The organism is Selenomonas sputigena (assembly GCF_026015965.1).
Classification (GTDB): domain Bacteria; phylum Bacillota; class Negativicutes; order Selenomonadales; family Selenomonadaceae; genus Selenomonas.
In genome coordinates, this window is record NZ_CP110383.1 from 188003 (window position 1) to 204295 (window position 16293).

General features: G+C 51.8%; 9 protein-coding genes. All 9 read left to right on the forward strand.

Translation table 11 applies throughout. The annotated features are described in order from the left end of the window. Nucleotides 1–128: 128 nt before the first annotated feature. The 9 genes from OL236_RS00905 to OL236_RS00945 all read left to right on the forward strand — a co-directional run bounded on the left by OL236_RS00905 (nucleotide 129) and on the right by OL236_RS00945 (nucleotide 16289). Nucleotides 129–3092, forward strand: coding sequence for a glycosyltransferase (locus tag OL236_RS00905; RefSeq protein WP_265070998.1), 2964 nt, complete (start codon nucleotides 129–131; stop codon nucleotides 3090–3092). Nucleotides 3093–3217: 125 nt separating this feature from the next. Next, nucleotides 3218–3991, forward strand: a complete 774-nt coding sequence (rfbF, locus tag OL236_RS00910; RefSeq protein WP_265070999.1) for a glucose-1-phosphate cytidylyltransferase — start codon at nucleotides 3218–3220, stop codon at nucleotides 3989–3991. A gap of 35 nt (nucleotides 3992–4026) precedes the next feature. After that, a complete protein-coding gene (locus tag OL236_RS00915) occupies nucleotides 4027–6171 on the forward strand; it encodes a glycosyltransferase (protein ID WP_265071000.1) in 2145 nt (714 codons plus the stop codon). A gap of 17 nt (nucleotides 6172–6188) precedes the next feature. Next, the gene (locus tag OL236_RS00920) at nucleotides 6189–8321 is read left to right on the forward strand and encodes a glycosyltransferase (protein WP_265071001.1); all 2133 of its coding nucleotides are present in this window, start codon (nucleotides 6189–6191) and stop codon (nucleotides 8319–8321) included. Nucleotides 8322–8505: 184 nt separating this feature from the next. Beyond that, complete coding sequence (locus OL236_RS00925; RefSeq protein ID WP_265071002.1) at nucleotides 8506–11484, forward strand: glycosyltransferase; 2979 nt, start codon at nucleotides 8506–8508, stop codon at nucleotides 11482–11484. A gap of 257 nt (nucleotides 11485–11741) precedes the next feature. Beyond that, nucleotides 11742–12701 carry an FkbM family methyltransferase gene (locus tag OL236_RS00930; protein WP_265071003.1) on the forward strand — a complete coding sequence of 320 codons (960 nt, stop codon included), beginning with the start codon at nucleotides 11742–11744 and terminating at the stop codon, nucleotides 12699–12701. Nucleotides 12702–12799: 98 nt separating this feature from the next. Continuing rightward, on the forward strand, nucleotides 12800–13819 hold the full coding sequence (locus OL236_RS00935; protein WP_265071004.1) for an FkbM family methyltransferase: 1020 nt from the start codon (nucleotides 12800–12802) through the stop codon (nucleotides 13817–13819). Nucleotides 13820–13932: 113 nt separating this feature from the next. Beyond that, nucleotides 13933–15549, forward strand: a complete 1617-nt coding sequence (locus OL236_RS00940; protein WP_265071005.1) for an aldolase catalytic domain-containing protein — start codon at nucleotides 13933–13935, stop codon at nucleotides 15547–15549. Further along, nucleotides 15549–16289 (forward strand): SDR family NAD(P)-dependent oxidoreductase, encoded by a 741-nt coding sequence (locus OL236_RS00945; RefSeq protein ID WP_265071758.1) that lies wholly within the window; start codon nucleotides 15549–15551, stop codon nucleotides 16287–16289. The genes OL236_RS00940 and OL236_RS00945 overlap by 1 nt, the downstream gene beginning before the upstream one ends. Nucleotides 16290–16293 lie beyond the last annotated feature (4 nt).

Below are 16293 nucleotides of genomic sequence, written 5' to 3' on the forward strand. Positions count from 1 at the left end.
CTGCCTGGGAAAGCGCGGCAGAAGGAAAAGGCGTTGCAGAAGAATCTTCGGATCAATGCGCTGTCGCCGCAGTAGTCATTTGGATGACGGCATGGAATCAGTGAGAGATTTGTTTAGGAGAGAGAAGAATGAGCCATAAGACGAGCATCATTATTCTGAGTTACAACACATTGGACCTTCTGCAGCTCTGCATCAAAAGCATACGCGAATATACTGAGGAAGGAACGTACGAAATCGTTGTCATCGAGAATGGCTCGAAGGACGGATCGGCCGAGTGGCTCAAGGAACAGGATGATATTAAAGGCGTTTACAACGAGGAGAATCAAGGTTTCCCCAAGGGGTGCAATCAAGGGCTTGAGATTGCGACGGGAACGGATTTGCTGCTTCTTAAGAGCGATACCGTAGTCACGAAGAACTGGTTGAAGAATTTGCGCTGCGCCCTTTACAGCAGCCCAAAGGTCGGTGCTGTGAGCTGCGTTACGAACTGCTGCTCCAACGGCCAACAGATTGAGACAAGCTATAAAAGCATAGAGGATATGCAGGCGTTCGCCGCAGACTACAATAAGTCGAATCCCATGCTTTGGGAGAAAAAAACAACGCTTGTGGGCTTTTGCTATCTCTTCAAGAGAGAAATTTTCCATAAGATAGGCTTCCTCGATGAACAGTTCAGCCCCGGTAACTTCGAGGATGATGATTACTCTTTGCGTATCTTGCAGCAGGGCTATGATCTGCTCGTCTGCCGCGATACTTTCATCCATCATTTTGGTCATGCGAGTTTCTCCCAAGGATACGACGATCAAGATGAGGCAGAAAAAGCCAAACGCTTTCAAGCTTTGAATGAACGAAACGCAGCCTTGTTTTTAAAAAAATGGCATGTATCTGAGATGTATAAGGTTATGGATGTGGAAGAACTTCGCCGCTGCCTGCAGAATCAAGAAGGTGCAGGGAAACCGGTTTATGAGCACTATCCCTCAAAAGAAAAAAAGATCGCCGTAATCATCCGCAAAAGTCACGCGGGACGCTATGAAGTTTGCATGGAAACCCTAAAAAATGTGAAGTGGCCGCAAGGATATGATGTGCAGGCGTTCACTCTGGATGCGGCAAAGCCTTATGCAGCGCAGGTCAACGAAATTTTGACGGAAACGGATGCCAAGTACAAAGTCTACATCAATGACGAGATGTGCGTCGTTCATCCGCAAGTGATCGAGGAGATGCTGGCGATTTTTCAAGATGAAAGCATCGGCATGGTTGGCATTCTCGGCAGTCAATCATTGCCCGTGAGCGGCAATCTCATGGATTCACCGTATAAGCGTGGCACCGTCTATGTACCGTCGGAAGACGACTTCTCCGAGCTGCGTTTTGGAGATGCGACAGGAGAAGCTGCGGACGTTCGCGGCCTCCTGCCGTCGTTCTTTGCGACGCAGCGGGACGTTCCTTGGGACGAAGCCTACGAAAAGCAGTATTACGCCGTGCTGGATCATTGCTGCGCGATGGAGGACGTTGGTGTGCGCGTCGTCGTTCCCTTGCCCGAAAACATCTGGTGTGCCTGCCAGATGAAAAGCATTTCCTTTGATGCTGATGAAGTTGATCGGAAAAAGTTTTTGGGAAAATACCATGCATACCTCGACGGCACAGAGCCGAAGGAAATCAGCATGCTCTATGCATGTGGCGAAGGAAGCGAGGTCTGCTCCTGGCAGGATTTTTCCCATCCAGAAGGAATTGCCGTCGGCAAGGAGACGCATATCCACAAGACGGCTTTGTGCCGTCTTGCCATATCCAACTTCGCGGGAAAGCCGCGCATCATCGTCGGTGATTGTTGTGAGATCGGAGATTGCAGCACGCTCGCGGCGGCGCAGTGCATCGAGATTGAAAACGCTGTGAGCGTGGCGGAGAATGTCCATATCAAGGATTTTGCGTACGATGACAGCGGCATCGGACTATCGCTCAAAGACTGCGAGATCATCGCAAAAGAGAGAGGCGTCCATATTGAGCGCGGCGTGTGCATTGAGGAGAACGTGTTGATCAAGGGCGCTGTGCGCATCGGGCGCGGCAGCGTCGTGCGCGCGGGAAGCTGTGTGCAGCAGGATATCCCTGCTTACTGTATTGCCGAAGGGAGCCCCGCGCGCGTCACTTTCGCTTTTTCGCCGAAATCAGGCAAGTGGTTGCCGACAGCGGGGACGAAGATGCTGAAGAGGCTGCTCGCAGAAAGAGAAAAGACGCCGCCGCTTCTCACCGTTTCCTTCATCACCTACAATCGCAGCAAATACTTGAGGCGGTCGCTGCCATGCGTATTGAACCAGCTCGGCAACGACCCGCTGGCGGAAATCCTCGTCTCGGACAATGCCTCGACGGATGATACGCATCTCTTTGTCGAAGAGATGCAGAAGACGTACAGGAATCTTCGCTACCACTGCAACGAGAAGAATATCGGCACAGAGGCGAACCTTCATCGGGCGATTTTGGAAAGCAAGGGCGAGTACGTGCTCGTCGCAGGGGATGACGATTACTTTGTCGACGGTTCTTTGCTGATGCTCCTGAGTAGCATCGTCCGCTATCGTGAGAGCGCTCTCTTTTATCTGGGACAAGGCGATGGCCCTCTGCACATATATAAGGATGCGGGGTGCTTGGCCTATATCGCAAGGGTGAGCTATCAGATGACATGGGACACTGCGATCGTCATGCGCCGCGAGCTGTACGCACGGATTCCGGAGCCGCACAAGTATGATGCCACACGTCTGCCGCAAGTCTATCTGCAGTTGGAAATGCTGAAGCAAAAGCCGGAATTCACCATACTTCATGGGAATTTCTTCCTGGAGGAAACAGGGAACTGCCAGCCGGACGGCTACGATTTCGCTGAGATATTCATCAAGAATTATTTCGACATCCTGCAGGATGTTGTCGATCTGCCGCCCGATCGGCTTTCCAATGATAAGAAATGGGTCATGGAGCGGCTGATCATCCCCCGTTGCAGGAAGATCAGAGAAAAGCATATAAATTTGTCCTTGGAGGGTATTCTTCCGCTCATCCGAGAGTACTACGGCAAAGAGCCGTACTACGCGCAGCTCGTCGAATTGTTCAAGAGCATGTTGTAGGAACAGAAGCGTTGAGCGATAATCGTGCATTGACGATAAATATACGGCGGAGTATGCTACTAGATGTCAGCGGCAGGTAGTAATGAGATTTTCGGCGATATGCGATCAACAAAGGAGATGAAGATTTGAAAACAGTGCTTTTGGCGGGCGGATTCGGTACGCGAATCACCGAGGAGTCGGAAAGACGACCCAAGCCCATGGTGGAGATCGGCGGCATGCCGATCCTCTGGCACATCATGAAGGGATACAGCTATTTTGGCTTCAACGATTTCATTATATGCGCGGGCTACAAACAGCATATGATCAAGGAATGGTTCGCTGACTACTTCCTGCATACGTCCGACATCACGTTCGATTTCACGCAGGAAAACCGCATGATCGTGCACAACCAGCATACGGAGCCGTGGAAGGTTACGATCGTCGATACGGGACTCGATACCTTGACGGGCGGGCGCATCCGCCGCATTCGCAAGTATGTGGGGGATGAGACGTTCATGATGACATACGGCGACGGCGTGGCGGATGTCGATATCGGTGAACTTGTGCGCTTTCACAAGGCGCACGGCAAGGCAGCGACCTTGACGGCGATCATGCAAAAACAGCAGAAGGGCATCCTGGACATCGGCTTTGATAATTCCGTGCATGCTTTTCGTGAGAAGGCTATGGAGGACAGCGCGCCGATCAACGCGGGCTACATGGTGCTTGAGCCTTCCGTTTTTGAATTGATCGAGGATGATTCTACGGTGTTCGAACAGAGGCCGTTGGAGGAGTTGGCGAAGAAAAGCGAGCTCAAGTGCTATCTGCACAGCGGTTTCTGGCAGTGCATGGATACGCTGCGCGAAAAGATTTTGCTCGAGCGCTTGTGGCAAAGCGGCAAAGCGCCTTGGAAGCTCTGGTGACTTTCAGTGATGGATGTTTGCAGGAAGGGAATGATATGAAAAAAGAAAAGAAAGTTGCATTTTTCGTACGTAAGTCGAATGAGGCGCTTTACCGCACCTGTTTGGAATCGCTGCAGGCGCTTCATCTGCCTGCGGGATATGAGGCGGAACTTTTTACGTTGACAGCGGGAAAGCCGTATGCTGTGCAGGCGAACAAAGCATTGGCTCTTTCCGATGCCAAATACAAGATCTATATCAATGATGATATGTGTCTTGTTCAGCCCCGGTTCTTTGGAGAATTGCTGGCAATCTTCAAGAACGCCGCCGTCGGTATGATTGGAGCATGGGGCAGTCAGTCCTTGCCTGTGGACGGCAATGTGCTGTCTTCTGTCTATAAGCGCGGCGCTGTCTATGTGCCGGCGGAAGATGGCTTCTCCGAGCTGCGCTTTGGAGAAGCGACGGGAAAGGCCGCAGACGTTCGCTGCATTCTGCCGTCCTTCTTTGCGACACAATGGGACATCTCTTGGGATGAATCTTATGAAAAGCAGTATTACGCTGTGCTGGCACATTGCCGCGCCTTTGAGGAAGAGGGGGGCAGGATTGTCGTTCCTCTGACTAAGAATATCTGGTGCGCCTATCAAGTGAAGGACATCTCCTTCGATGGATCTGAAGCTGATCGGAAAAAGTTTTTTACGAGGTATCATTCCTATATCGACGGCACGGAGCCGAAGGGAATCAGCACACTCTATGCGTGCGGCGAGGGAAGCGAGATTCCTTCATGGAAGGAATTTTCCCATCCCGAGGGGATCGCCGTCGGCAGGGAGACGCACATCCACAAGACGGCTATGTGCCGCTTTGTCATGCCCAATTTCACGGGAAAGCCCCGCATCATCGTTGGCGATCGGTGTGAAATTGGAGCTTGCAGTACCCTTGCGGCGGTGAACCGCATCGTGCTGGAAAACACTGTGCGTGTAGCGGAGAATGTCCATATCAAGGATTATGTGCATGATGACAGAGACATAGGACTTTCATTCAAAGATCGTGCAATCATCGCGGCAGAGAGCGGCATCCAGATCGAGCGCGGCGTGCGCATCGAAGAGAACGTGCTGATCAGGGGTGCTGTGCACATCGGCCGCGGCAGCATCGTGCGAGCGGGAAGTACCGTAGAATCGGACATTCCTGCCTATTGTATCGCCGAAGGGAGCCCTGCGCGCGTTGTCGCAGCCTTTTCTCCGAAGGCTGGGAAGTGGCTGCCTACAGCGGGGGAAAAGGCTCTGGAAAGGGTACGCGCAGAACGGGAGAAGACGCCGCCGCTTCTTACCGTTGCCTTCATTACCTATAACCGCAGTGAATATTTGAAGAAGTCCCTGCGATGTGTTCTGCAGCAGCTTGGAAACGACGAGCTGGTGGAAGTCCTCGTTTCGGACAATGTCTCGACGGATGACACAAAGGCGTTTGTCCAAAAGATGCAGAAAACGTACAAAAATTTGCGCTACCACTGTAACGAGGAGAATATCGGTGCGGAGGGGAATATCCATCGAGCGATTCAAGAAAGCAGGGGCGAGTATGTACTCGTTGCGGGCGATGATGATTACTTTGCCGACGGCGCACTGCTTTTCCTGCTCAGCAACATTGTCCGATATAGGGGATCGGCGCTCTTCTTTTTGGGAAACAACTTCGATTCCTACGAAGTGCAGCGAGGTTCGGGCTGCGCGGAATATATCGCAAGTGTGGGCTTCTTCGTGACGTGGATCAGCGGTATCGTCCTGCAGCGCACATTGTACGATCTCATAGAGAATCCGCAAAAATACGATGATACGCATATACCGCAGGTATATCTGCAAATAGAGATATTGAAGCGAAATCCGAAGTTTGTTGTATTGTATGGAACTTTCATCCTTAAAGCGTCGGGGGATAGAGCGCCGGCCGGCGTGAACTTCGCCGAGGTGTTCATCAAGCATTACCTTGATATGCTGCAGTTTGAGGCAAAAATCCCGCAGGAATTGCTGTCTGCGGAAAAAAAGCGCTTGATGGAGAACCATGTGTATCTGTGGCTCGCTAGAATAAGGGGAGAGCACATAGATGTCTCCCTCGACGGATTTTTTGATATTGTTGAGACGTATTATAAGGATGAGCCATACTATGAAGATGTTCTTGCGACATTAAATGGAATCGTGCAAATCACCGGCAGTGAAATGTAATTTTGGGGGCAGACCATATGAGGGAAAAGAAACTTGCGTTCTTCGTACGCAAGTCGGATGAAGTGTGCTATAGCGCCTGCTTGGAATCGCTGCAGGCGCTTCATCTGCCCGCAGGATATGAGGCGGAACTTTTCACGTTGGCAGCGGAAAGTCCGTATGCTGCGCAGGCGAACAAAGCGTTGACGCTTTCGGATGCCAAGTACAAGATCTATATCAACGATGATGTGCGTCTTGTCCGATCGCAGTTGATCGAGGAATTGCTGACAGTTTTCAAGGATGCCTCCATCGGTATGGTCGGAGTGTTGGGAAGTCAGTCCCTGCCTCGCGATGGCAATGTGCTGGAATCGGACTACAAGCGGGGCGTTGTCTATGTGCCGACGGGACGAGAACTATCCGAGATGCGATTCGGAGAAGTTTCGGAAGAAGAGACAGCGGATGTCCGCTTCGTTCTGCCCTCATTCTTTGCGACGCAGATGGATTTGCCGTGGGATGAAGAGTATGAAACACAATATTATGCCTTGCTGGCACAGTGCCGAAGCTTTGAGGAAATCGGAAGTCGGATTGTGACGTCCTTGGCAAAGGAGGCTTGGTGCGCCTATCAGTCACGAGATATCTCCTTCGATGCCGAAGAAGCGGATCACGCGAAATTTTTTGCAAGATATCATCCTTATCTGGATCTTGCGGAGACGGAGGGAACGCAGGCTGTTTTGTATGCGTGCGGCGAGGGAACGACGCTTCCATCTTGGCGAGATTTTTCCCATCCTGAGGGCATTGTTGTCGGACGCGATACACATGTGCATCGGACGGCGAGCTGCGGCTTTGCCCTGTCGAATTTTGCCGGTCGCCCCAAGCTCCTTCTTGGTGATCATTGTACAATTGGTGCCGGCAGCACGATCACGGCGCTCTATGGCATCCGATTGGAAAACAATGTGACAGTGGCGGAGAATGTCCACATCAAGGACTATGCTTACGATGAGACGGTGATTGGCCTTTCCCTCGAAGCGCAGATGGATTCGAGCGAGGGAGGCGGCATTCGGATTGAAAGCGGCGTGCGGATCGAGGAAGGGGTTCGGATCAAGGGCGCCGTGCAGATCGGACGCGGCAGTTTCATACGGGCGGGCAGCACCGTGTGTGGGAATATCCCTGCTTATTGCATAGTAGCGGGGAGTCCTGCACGCGTCGTCAAAGCATTTTCCTTGAAAGAACGGAAATGGCTTCCTGTGGCGAATGAACAAGTATTGGCACGACTGCTCGCAGAACGTAAGGTAGCAGCGCCGCTTCTGACGTTTGCCATTATTACGTACAACCGCTGTGAATACTTGCGGAAATCTCTGGACTGTGTTTTACGACAGTTGGGAAACGATGATCTGGTGGAAATCCTTGTTTCGGACAATGCATCGACAGATGATACGAAAGATTTTGTCGAAGAGATGCAAAAGACGTACAGGAATCTGCGTTACCATCGCAACGAAATGAATGTCGGTGCGGAAGCAAATATTCACGTGGCTATCAGAAAGAGCCGCGGCGAGTATGTGCTTGTTGCAGGAGATGACGATTATTTCACCGATGGGTCTTTGCTTGCCGTGCTCGGAAGGCTTCTCCAACACCGAGGGAGAGCGATCTTTCATCTGAGAAGGGCGCATGAGCCGTATCGCGTGCATACAGGAAGCGGAATCACGGAGTACGTTCATATGGTTGGCTATCATATGACGTGGATTACGAGCACCATCATGCGGCGAGACATTTATGCGCGGATCAAAGAGCCGCAGAAGTATGATGCTACGCGCATCCCTCAGGTATACTTGCAAATGGAGATGCTGAAGCAGGAGCCGGACTTCGCTGTCATTGCGGCGCCTTTCATGCGTTTGGGGTCGGGTGAGCATACGACGTCGGGGTTCAACTTTGTCGAAGTGTTCATCAAGAATTATTTTGATCTGCTCAAAACGGCGGGGGAGATTCCGCCGACGGTTCTGTCAGAAGAAAAAAAGAGGCTGATGGAAGAATGCATATATTTTCAATGCGAAAGAATCAAGGCGCAGCAGCTGCAGATTTCCTTGGATGGACTTTTTGATATCGTTCGAGAGTATTATGGCAGCGAATCGTTCTATCCGCAAGTTGCTGCAAATCTCAGACGTATCCTGCAGAAATAAAAGGTCTGTTTTATATGGAGTTATGTGCTGCCGCTGCAACAGCCTTGCAGATAGGGTGTGTTTTTAGAACAAGAAACAGATGCAGAGCGAACGACGGCCTTGAGGGGAATCGCTGCAGGGCTGCAGGAATGTACCTTGGGCATCGGCATGTGTTTGGAAGAAGATTCGGCGGGGAGGAGAAAACATGTGTCATAAGACGAGCATCATTATTTTGAGTTACAATACGTTGGAGATGCTGCAGCTTTGCATCGCGAGTATACGTGAGTATACGGAAGCCGGAACATATGAGATCATTGTCGTCGAAAATGCCTCAAAGGACGGCTCGGCCGAGTGGCTCAAAGAGCAGGGGGATCTTCGATGCATCTACAACGAGGAAAATCAGGGCTTCCCCAGGGGCTGCAATCAAGGCTTGAAAATTGCGGAAGGAACGGAGATCCTGCTCCTCAATAGCGACACCATCGTCACGAAGGATTGGCTGTCGAATCTGCGCCGTGCGCTTTACAGTGATCCTGTGGTCGGCGCTGTGAGCTGTGTCACGAATTATTGCTCCAATAATCAGCAGATTGAGGTTTCTTACCGGGGCATGGAGGAAATGCAGGCATTTGCTGCGGACTACAACAAATCGAATCCTGCATCTTGGGAGAAGAAGACGACACTTGTGGGATTTTGCTATCTCTTCAAGCGGGAAGTGTTCGACAAGGTAGGGTTTCTTGATGAACAGTTCAGCCCCGGCAACTTCGAGGATGACGACTACTCTCTGCGCATCTTGCAGCAGGGATGGGATCTTCTCCTCTGCCATGACACATTTATTCATCATTTCGGGCATGCAAGTTTCTCGAAAGGATATGGCGACCAAAAGGCGGCGGAAAAAGCTCGGCGCTCCAATGCATTGATTGAACGAAATGCGGCTTTGTTCCTGAAAAAATGGCATGTGCCTGAGAGGTATAAGTTCATGGCGGCGGAGGAGGTTCGCCGTTTGCTGCAGAGCCGTGCAGGGGCAGACGAGGCGGTGCATGAGCGTCACCTGCCGAGTGAAAAGAAGATCGCGGTGCTCCTGCGGGACAGCCATACAGGGCAGCACGAAGTTTGCCTCGAAGCTCTCAAGAATGTGAAGTGGCCCGACGGCTATGAAGTGGAAGTATTTACAATCGATGCTCAAAAGCCCTATGCGGCACAGGTCAACGAAGTCTTGGCGGACACCGATGCCAAGGTTAAAATCTATATCAATGACGATCTTTTCCTCGTCCATGCGCAGGCGATCGAAGAGCTGCTGAAGATTTTCCAAGACGAGAGCATTGGCATGGTCAGTTTCCTTGGCAGTGCGTCGCTCCCCGTGAGCGGCAGTCTTATGGATTCTCCCTATAAATACGGCGCTGTCTATGTGCCGACAGAAGAAGATTTTTCCGAGATGCGCTTCGGCACGGCAGTGCAAGCAGCGGCTGATGTCCGTTATATCCTGCCGTCCTTCTTTGCGACACAATGGGATATCCCTTGGGATGAATCTTATGAAAAGCAGTATTATGCCGTGCTGGCATATTGTCGAGCATTTGAGGAAGAAGGGCACAGGATTGTCGTTCCCTTGCCTGAGAACATTTGGTGCGCCTATCAGGTGAAAAATATTTCCTTTGATGCATCGGAAGCTGATCAGAAAAAGTTTTTCACCCGTTACTATACATATCTCCACGGTACGGAGTCGAAGGAAAGCAGCACGCTTTATGCGTGCGGCGAAGGGAGCAAAATTCCTTCATGGCAGGAATTTTCTTTTCCAGAAGGAATCGCTGTCGGCAGAGAGACGCACATCTGCAAGACGGCGCTCTGCCGACTCGTCCGGCCCAATTTCGCAGGAAAGCCGCGCATCATCGTCGGCGATTATTGTGAGATCGGTATCGGCAGCACGCTTGCGGCGGTAAATTGCATCGAATTGGAAAATGCCGTAAGTGTGGCGGAGAATGTACATATCAAAGATTACGTCCTCGATGAAAGCGGTGTCGGAATATCCACTGCTGATCGTGAGCTCCTCACGGAGAAAGGCGGCATTCATGTCGAGCGCGGCGTGCGCATCGAGGAGAACGTTCTCATCAGGGGGGCCGTGCGCATAGGCCGCGGCAGTATCGTGCGTGCAGGAAGCTGCGTGCAGCAGGATATTCCCGCTTACTGCATCGCTGAGGGAAGCCCTGCGCACATCGTCAAAGCCTTTTCACCGCGAGCGGGGAAGTGGCTGCCCGTCACAGGTGACAAGGCACTGAGAAAGCTGCTATCGGAAAGGGAAAAAACGCCGCCCCTGCTGACATACGCTTTCATCACCTATAATCGCAGTCGGTATTTGAAAAGGTCGCTTCGATGCGTGCTGCAGCAACTTGGCAACGACGAACTCGTGGAAATTCTTGTTTCAGACAATGCTTCGACGGATGATACACGGGCATTTGTCCAAGAGATGCAAAAGACGTACGGGAATCTGCGCTACCGCTGCAACGAGAAAAATATCGGTACGGAAGCGAATATTCATACTGCCATACAGGAGAGTCGAGGCGAATATGTGCTCGTCGCGGGTGATGACGATTATTTTGTCGACGGTGCTTTGCTCGTCCTGCTCACGAAGCTCGTACAGCATCGCGGAGCGGCGTTGTTTTATCTGAGACAAGGAGAAGATGCCCTTCGCGTATATGAAGGGCATGGTCCATTGGAATATCTCAGACAAGTGAGCTTCTTCATGACATGGATCACCGCCGTTGTTATGCGTCGCGATCTGTATGCTCGTATATCGGATCCACAGAAATATGATTATACACATATTCCTCAGGTATATGTGCAAATGGAGATATTGAAGCGAAGAGGGGATTTTGTCGTACTTCATGGAAACTTCTTTGCTGAAGGAACGGGAAACTGCCCGTTGGGTGGAACCAATCTTGGTGAGGTCTTTATTAAGAACTATTTTGATGTCTTGCAAGAGGTCGTGGATGTTCCCGCCGCCCAGCTTTCGCAGGAGAAAAAATGGGTCATGGATCGATTGATCATTCCCCGGTGCAGAAAGGTCAAAGAAGAGCAGATCCATCTGTCGTTGGACAGGCTGCTTGATATCGTTCGCGACTATTATGGCGAGGAGCCGTACTATGAAGAGATCTGCAAGAGACTTGAAGATGTCCTGAAGGAACGGCAGAGTTGAGTGCGGAAGCGGCGATGCTGCAGGTGATGCCGGCTGAGAAATGGCGTTTGATGAGAGAAGAGATTCTTCCTGCATATGAAAAAATCTGATTGAAGGATCAAGCTTTATCTTTCCGAAAAAAATTCGATATCATTGAGGAGTATTATACGAAAGAGCTGTATGATCCACAGATTGTCGAGAGGCTTTGGAAAATATCACAGGATGTCTTCGAATGAGACTGTCGGTGCGCATTTCAAGAAAGAAGGATGACGGATACGATGAAACTGGAAAAGCTCTATGATTTATACGAAGCGGGGAAGGTGTCAAAGCGCCTGTATTGGGAATTGGCGCGCGAGCGACTCGTGCCTTTGCTTGAGGTGCAGAAGATTATCAAGAAGAATCCTTATTGCAAAAGTGTCGAGATCCGAGAGGACGGCATCGTACTCAAGACACAGGACATCGAACTCTTCTTTGATATGGAACAGAATATTTGCCGGGCGGAAACCATTTTGATCGGCACGGAAGGCGAGGAGATTTCCCTTATGAGCCGCTTCGTTCCGGCGGGTGCGACGATCTTCGATATCGGCGCGAATGTTGGGCGCGTGAGTCTTGGCTTGGCGAAGGCGCATGAGGACTCGACGATTTACGCTTTCGAACCTGTGGAAGATACCTTCCATGGCTTGGAGAAGAATCTTCGACTGAATGGCGAAGAGACGCATATCAAGGCGTACCACATGGGGTTCTACAGCGAGAGCGGCGACCTGAAATTCTTTGTACCTGCGGCGAACGAGGCGGCATCTCTGCGTCCTGTTACCGATACGTACTATTTCAAAGACGGTGATCAGGGCCAGGGTGAGCGCAAGGAACGTCTGGATGAGATCATCTGCCCCGTCGATACGCTCGATCACTTCGTGGCAGCGAACGGTATTGCGCGTCTCGATTTCATCAAGTGCGATACCGAGGGCGCGGAGAAGATGGTCTTTGCAGGCGGCGCGCGTGTGTTCAGTGAACTGCAACCTGTTGTCTATACAGAGATGCTCAGAAAGCATGCGGCGCGTTTTGATTATCACCCGAACGAGATCATCGAGATGTTCAAAGGCTGGGGGTATAACTGCTATATGTCTGATGGCGAACGGCTGCTTCCTTTCGAGAATATGGATGAATCGACGCAGGAGACGAACTTTTTCTTCCTGCACGAGGAGAAGCATCGGGAGCTTTTGAAGCAGTATGGCAGCTGAAGATTTTTGTTCAAAGGCGTGCTTCATTTGCCGGCGCAGACCGCAGGGAAAATTTTTGCATGGTTCAGGCGCATCCTTGATGACTTGAGGTGAAGTTTATGATGGAGTACGTGATCTATGCCGACGTGCCGGAGAGAAACCAGCATGTCAGAGATTTTATTTCTCGTTCCGGTGGAGAGTATCTTGGCTGCGTTGATCGAAACCCGGCAAAATGGGATTCGGACAAGAAGATGTATGCCCCTTCTTTTATCGCAAAGCATCCGCGGGCGAAAATTGTTATCACAAGTTTTGATATCGAACGGATTGCTCAATATATCCGTCAGCAAGGCTGGATGAATGAGATTCTTGTCTATCCGTATTGGCGGACGCCGTTTTTTGTTGATGCAGAGCACGAGCCGAGATGTTGGGGCGAGGCGAATCGAGAGCGGCTGCTGAAGATTTATGACAAAAGGGATTCCTGCAATTTGGCCTATATCGAGGAACTTGTTCGGCAGCGAGTTGAAGAGTTTGCGCCGATTCGTTTGCAGGATGTATGGGATTACCTTCCGTACGAGCGTTATTTTGTGGATGATGCTCTGATCTCCCGGGAAGACGATGTGACTTTTGTGGATTGCGGTGCTTATGACGGCGATACGATTGCTGATTTTCAATGGAATTTTGGCAAGCGTTTGAAAAAAGTATATGCTTTTGAGCCGAATCCTCAAACGTACAGCTCCTTGCAGCAAAATCTGAGACGCATGGGATTGTGCGAGCTGTCGGAGACTTTCTGCTGCGGGGTTTCTGATCAGTCGGGAAGTGTACGGTTCACGCAGAATAAGACGATGAGCTTCATCGACCCGAACGGGACGATAGAGATCGCCATTCGCACTCTTGATGATTGTGTAGGAGAAGTGACGGGGAGTCTTTATATCAAGATGGATATCGAAGGCTTTGAGATTCCGGCGCTTCGGGGAGCGGCGCGCCTTATTGAAAAATATCATCCGTACATGGCGATTTGTACCTATCATAAATGGGATGATTATATAGAAATCCCTGAAACCATAAAGGAAATCCGTGATGACTATGAATTTTATCTTCGCGGAGGAATGCATTCCATATGCCATGCTGTGCCTAGATGAGGGCAGGTGATATTTACAGAGGCGCGGCGTCTTGGAGTATGCGAATATATGTCGCGATGAAAGATGCGTTGATTTGAGGACTCTGCTTCACTGAAAGGATGGGAGGGATTGTTTTGGGAGAGCGGCTGCTGCTTGATTGTACGTTGCGTGACGGCGGCTATGTAAACAATTGGGAGTTTGGCTACGATCAGATTGTAGAAATCTTTGAGCGTCTCGTAAGTTCGGGCGTGGAGTTCATTGAGGTGGGCTTCCTCGATGAAAAGAGCAGCTTCGACCGCGGGCGTACGGTCTTGCCCGACACGGCTTCCGTCAGCCGCATGTTCGAAGGAGTTTCCAAGGGGAACTCGCTCGTTCTCGGCATGATCGACTACGGTGCCTGCAGTATTGAGCGTTTGGAGCCGTGCGAAGAGACGTTCCTCGACGGCATCCGCGTGATCTTCAAGGAATCTAAGATGGAAGCTGCCTTGAAGTTCTGCGCTGAGGTCAAGAAGCTCGGCTACAAGGTCTTTGCACAGATGGTTTCCGTCACGACGTATACGGATGAGAAGCTCGCCGAGTATGCGAAGCTTGTCAACGAGGTCATGCCCTATGCGACGTCGATGGTCGACACCTACGGACTGCTCGACGAGGAGCATTTGTGCCATATATATGGCATCCTGGACGCGAATCTCGACCCGCAGATTCGTGTCGGTTACCACGCGCACAACAATTTCCAGCTCGGCTATGCGAATGCGAAGCACTTTCTCTCGCTCGATTCGAAGCGCGGTCTCTTGGCGGACGGAACGCTCTATGGCATGGGAAAGAGCGCGGGCAATGCGCCGCTGGAACTTCTGCTGATGTTCCGTAACGACAAGCAGGGGGCAGGCTACCATGTGACGCAGGCGCTTGAAGCCATCGACAACGTCATCATGGAGATCTATCAGAGGCAGTATTGGGGCTACAATCTCTTCTACTACATCGCGTCCTCGATGCACTGTCATCCGAACTATGTGAGTCGTCTCATGAACAAGCGCACGCTGTCGGTCAAGCAGATCCGCGACATTTTGAAAACCCTTGAGCCAGCGAAGAGCCTGCTCTACGACGAGGCGTACATCGAAAGGCTCTATCGCGAGTATCAGAGCATTGAGTGCGACGATCAGGAGACTCTTCGCATCCTGAAAGAGAAGCTAGGGCGGCGTCCGCTGTTGCTCCTTGGTCCTGCGCGCAGCATGATGAAGGAACGTGTGAAGGTGAAGCGGTTTATCGAGGAGAAAAAGCCGCGCGTCATCGCCGTGAACTACGCGCCGCCGACCATCGAGGTCGATGCCATCTTCATGGCGAAATCGAAGCGCTACATGCAGCTTTTTAGCGATCTGCAGCACAACGTCAATCGAGCGAAGCCGATCGTCGCGACATCGAACATGACGAAGTCGGAGGGATCTTTCCCCTATGTGCTCAACTACGGTTCGCTCATTGACAGGGATGCTGAAATCATCGATAATGCTCTCGTCATGATCTTGAAGGCGGTTCTTCGCATGGGCGTTCCTGCGGTGACGCTCGCAGGATTCGACGGCTACTCGAAGCGCAGCCGCAATTACTTCGATGAGAATAAGGAGTACCGCGTCGACGGCAGCCGCGCCGAATATCTGAACAAGTACATCGGCGGCTTCCTGCGCAGCATCAGCGACAAGATTGAGCTGGACTTCATCACGAAGACGCGCTACAAATGGCAGGGAAAGGACGGTGAGTGATGGGGCGGCTCGCGAGAAAGATCGCGCTCATCACGGGCGCGACCTCGGGCATCGGCCATGCGTCGGCGCGGCTCTTTGCCTCTGAGGGAGCGCACGTCATCGCTGTGGGCAGAGATGCGGAGCGCGGCGAGACGCTTGCCGCTGAGGTTGAGAAGAAACATGCGGGGCGCGTACGCTTCGTCCGTGCAGATGTGACGGATGCCGACGATGTGGCGCGGCTTCTTGCTGTTGTGCAGGAAGAGCTCGGACGGCTCGACGTCCTCTTCAACAATGCGGGCATCTTCGTGACGCGGGCGATCGACGAGATCGACGATGTGGCGTGGGAGCGTGTCTTTCGTACGAATACGAAGGCGGCGATGGATATGACGGCGGCGTTTTTGCCGCTCCTGCAAAGGGCAAAGGGCGCGATCCTGAACACGGCCTCGATCGGCGGTCTTCCCTATCATATCGCGGGCAGCAAGACGTACCTCTACGCTTCGTCGAAGGCGGCGCTGATCCAGTTCACGAAGCTCTGTGCGCTGAACTTCGCGCCTGACGTGCGCGTGAACTGCCTCGCTCCCGGCATCACGGACACGCCGATCTATACGAATCGCGACTTCTCGCGCTTTTCGGGCATACCGATGGGGCGCGTTGCCGACGCTCTCGAAGTGGCGCGCGCGGCGCTCTTCCTCGTCTCGGATGAGGCTTCTTACATCACAGGCGCGGTGCTGCCCGTGGACGGCGGTGCGTCGCTGAAGTAGCGGA

What these genes read in the sequence shown, in the direction of transcription:
- OL236_RS00920 (WP_265071001.1), top strand. Translation starts at nt 6,189, where the DNA reads ATGAGGGAAAAGAAACTTGCGTTCTTCGTACGCAAGTCGGATGAAGTG.
- OL236_RS00935 (WP_265071004.1), top strand. Translation starts at nt 12,800, where the DNA reads ATGATGGAGTACGTGATCTATGCCGACGTGCCGGAGAGAAACCAGCAT.
- OL236_RS00915 (WP_265071000.1), top strand. Translation starts at nt 4,027, where the DNA reads ATGAAAAAAGAAAAGAAAGTTGCATTTTTCGTACGTAAGTCGAATGAG.
- OL236_RS00905 (WP_265070998.1), top strand. Translation starts at nt 129, where the DNA reads ATGAGCCATAAGACGAGCATCATTATTCTGAGTTACAACACATTGGAC.
- OL236_RS00925 (WP_265071002.1), top strand. Translation starts at nt 8,506, where the DNA reads ATGTGTCATAAGACGAGCATCATTATTTTGAGTTACAATACGTTGGAG.
- OL236_RS00945 (WP_265071758.1), top strand. Translation starts at nt 15,549, where the DNA reads ATGGGGCGGCTCGCGAGAAAGATCGCGCTCATCACGGGCGCGACCTCG.
- OL236_RS00930 (WP_265071003.1), top strand. Translation starts at nt 11,742, where the DNA reads ATGAAACTGGAAAAGCTCTATGATTTATACGAAGCGGGGAAGGTGTCA.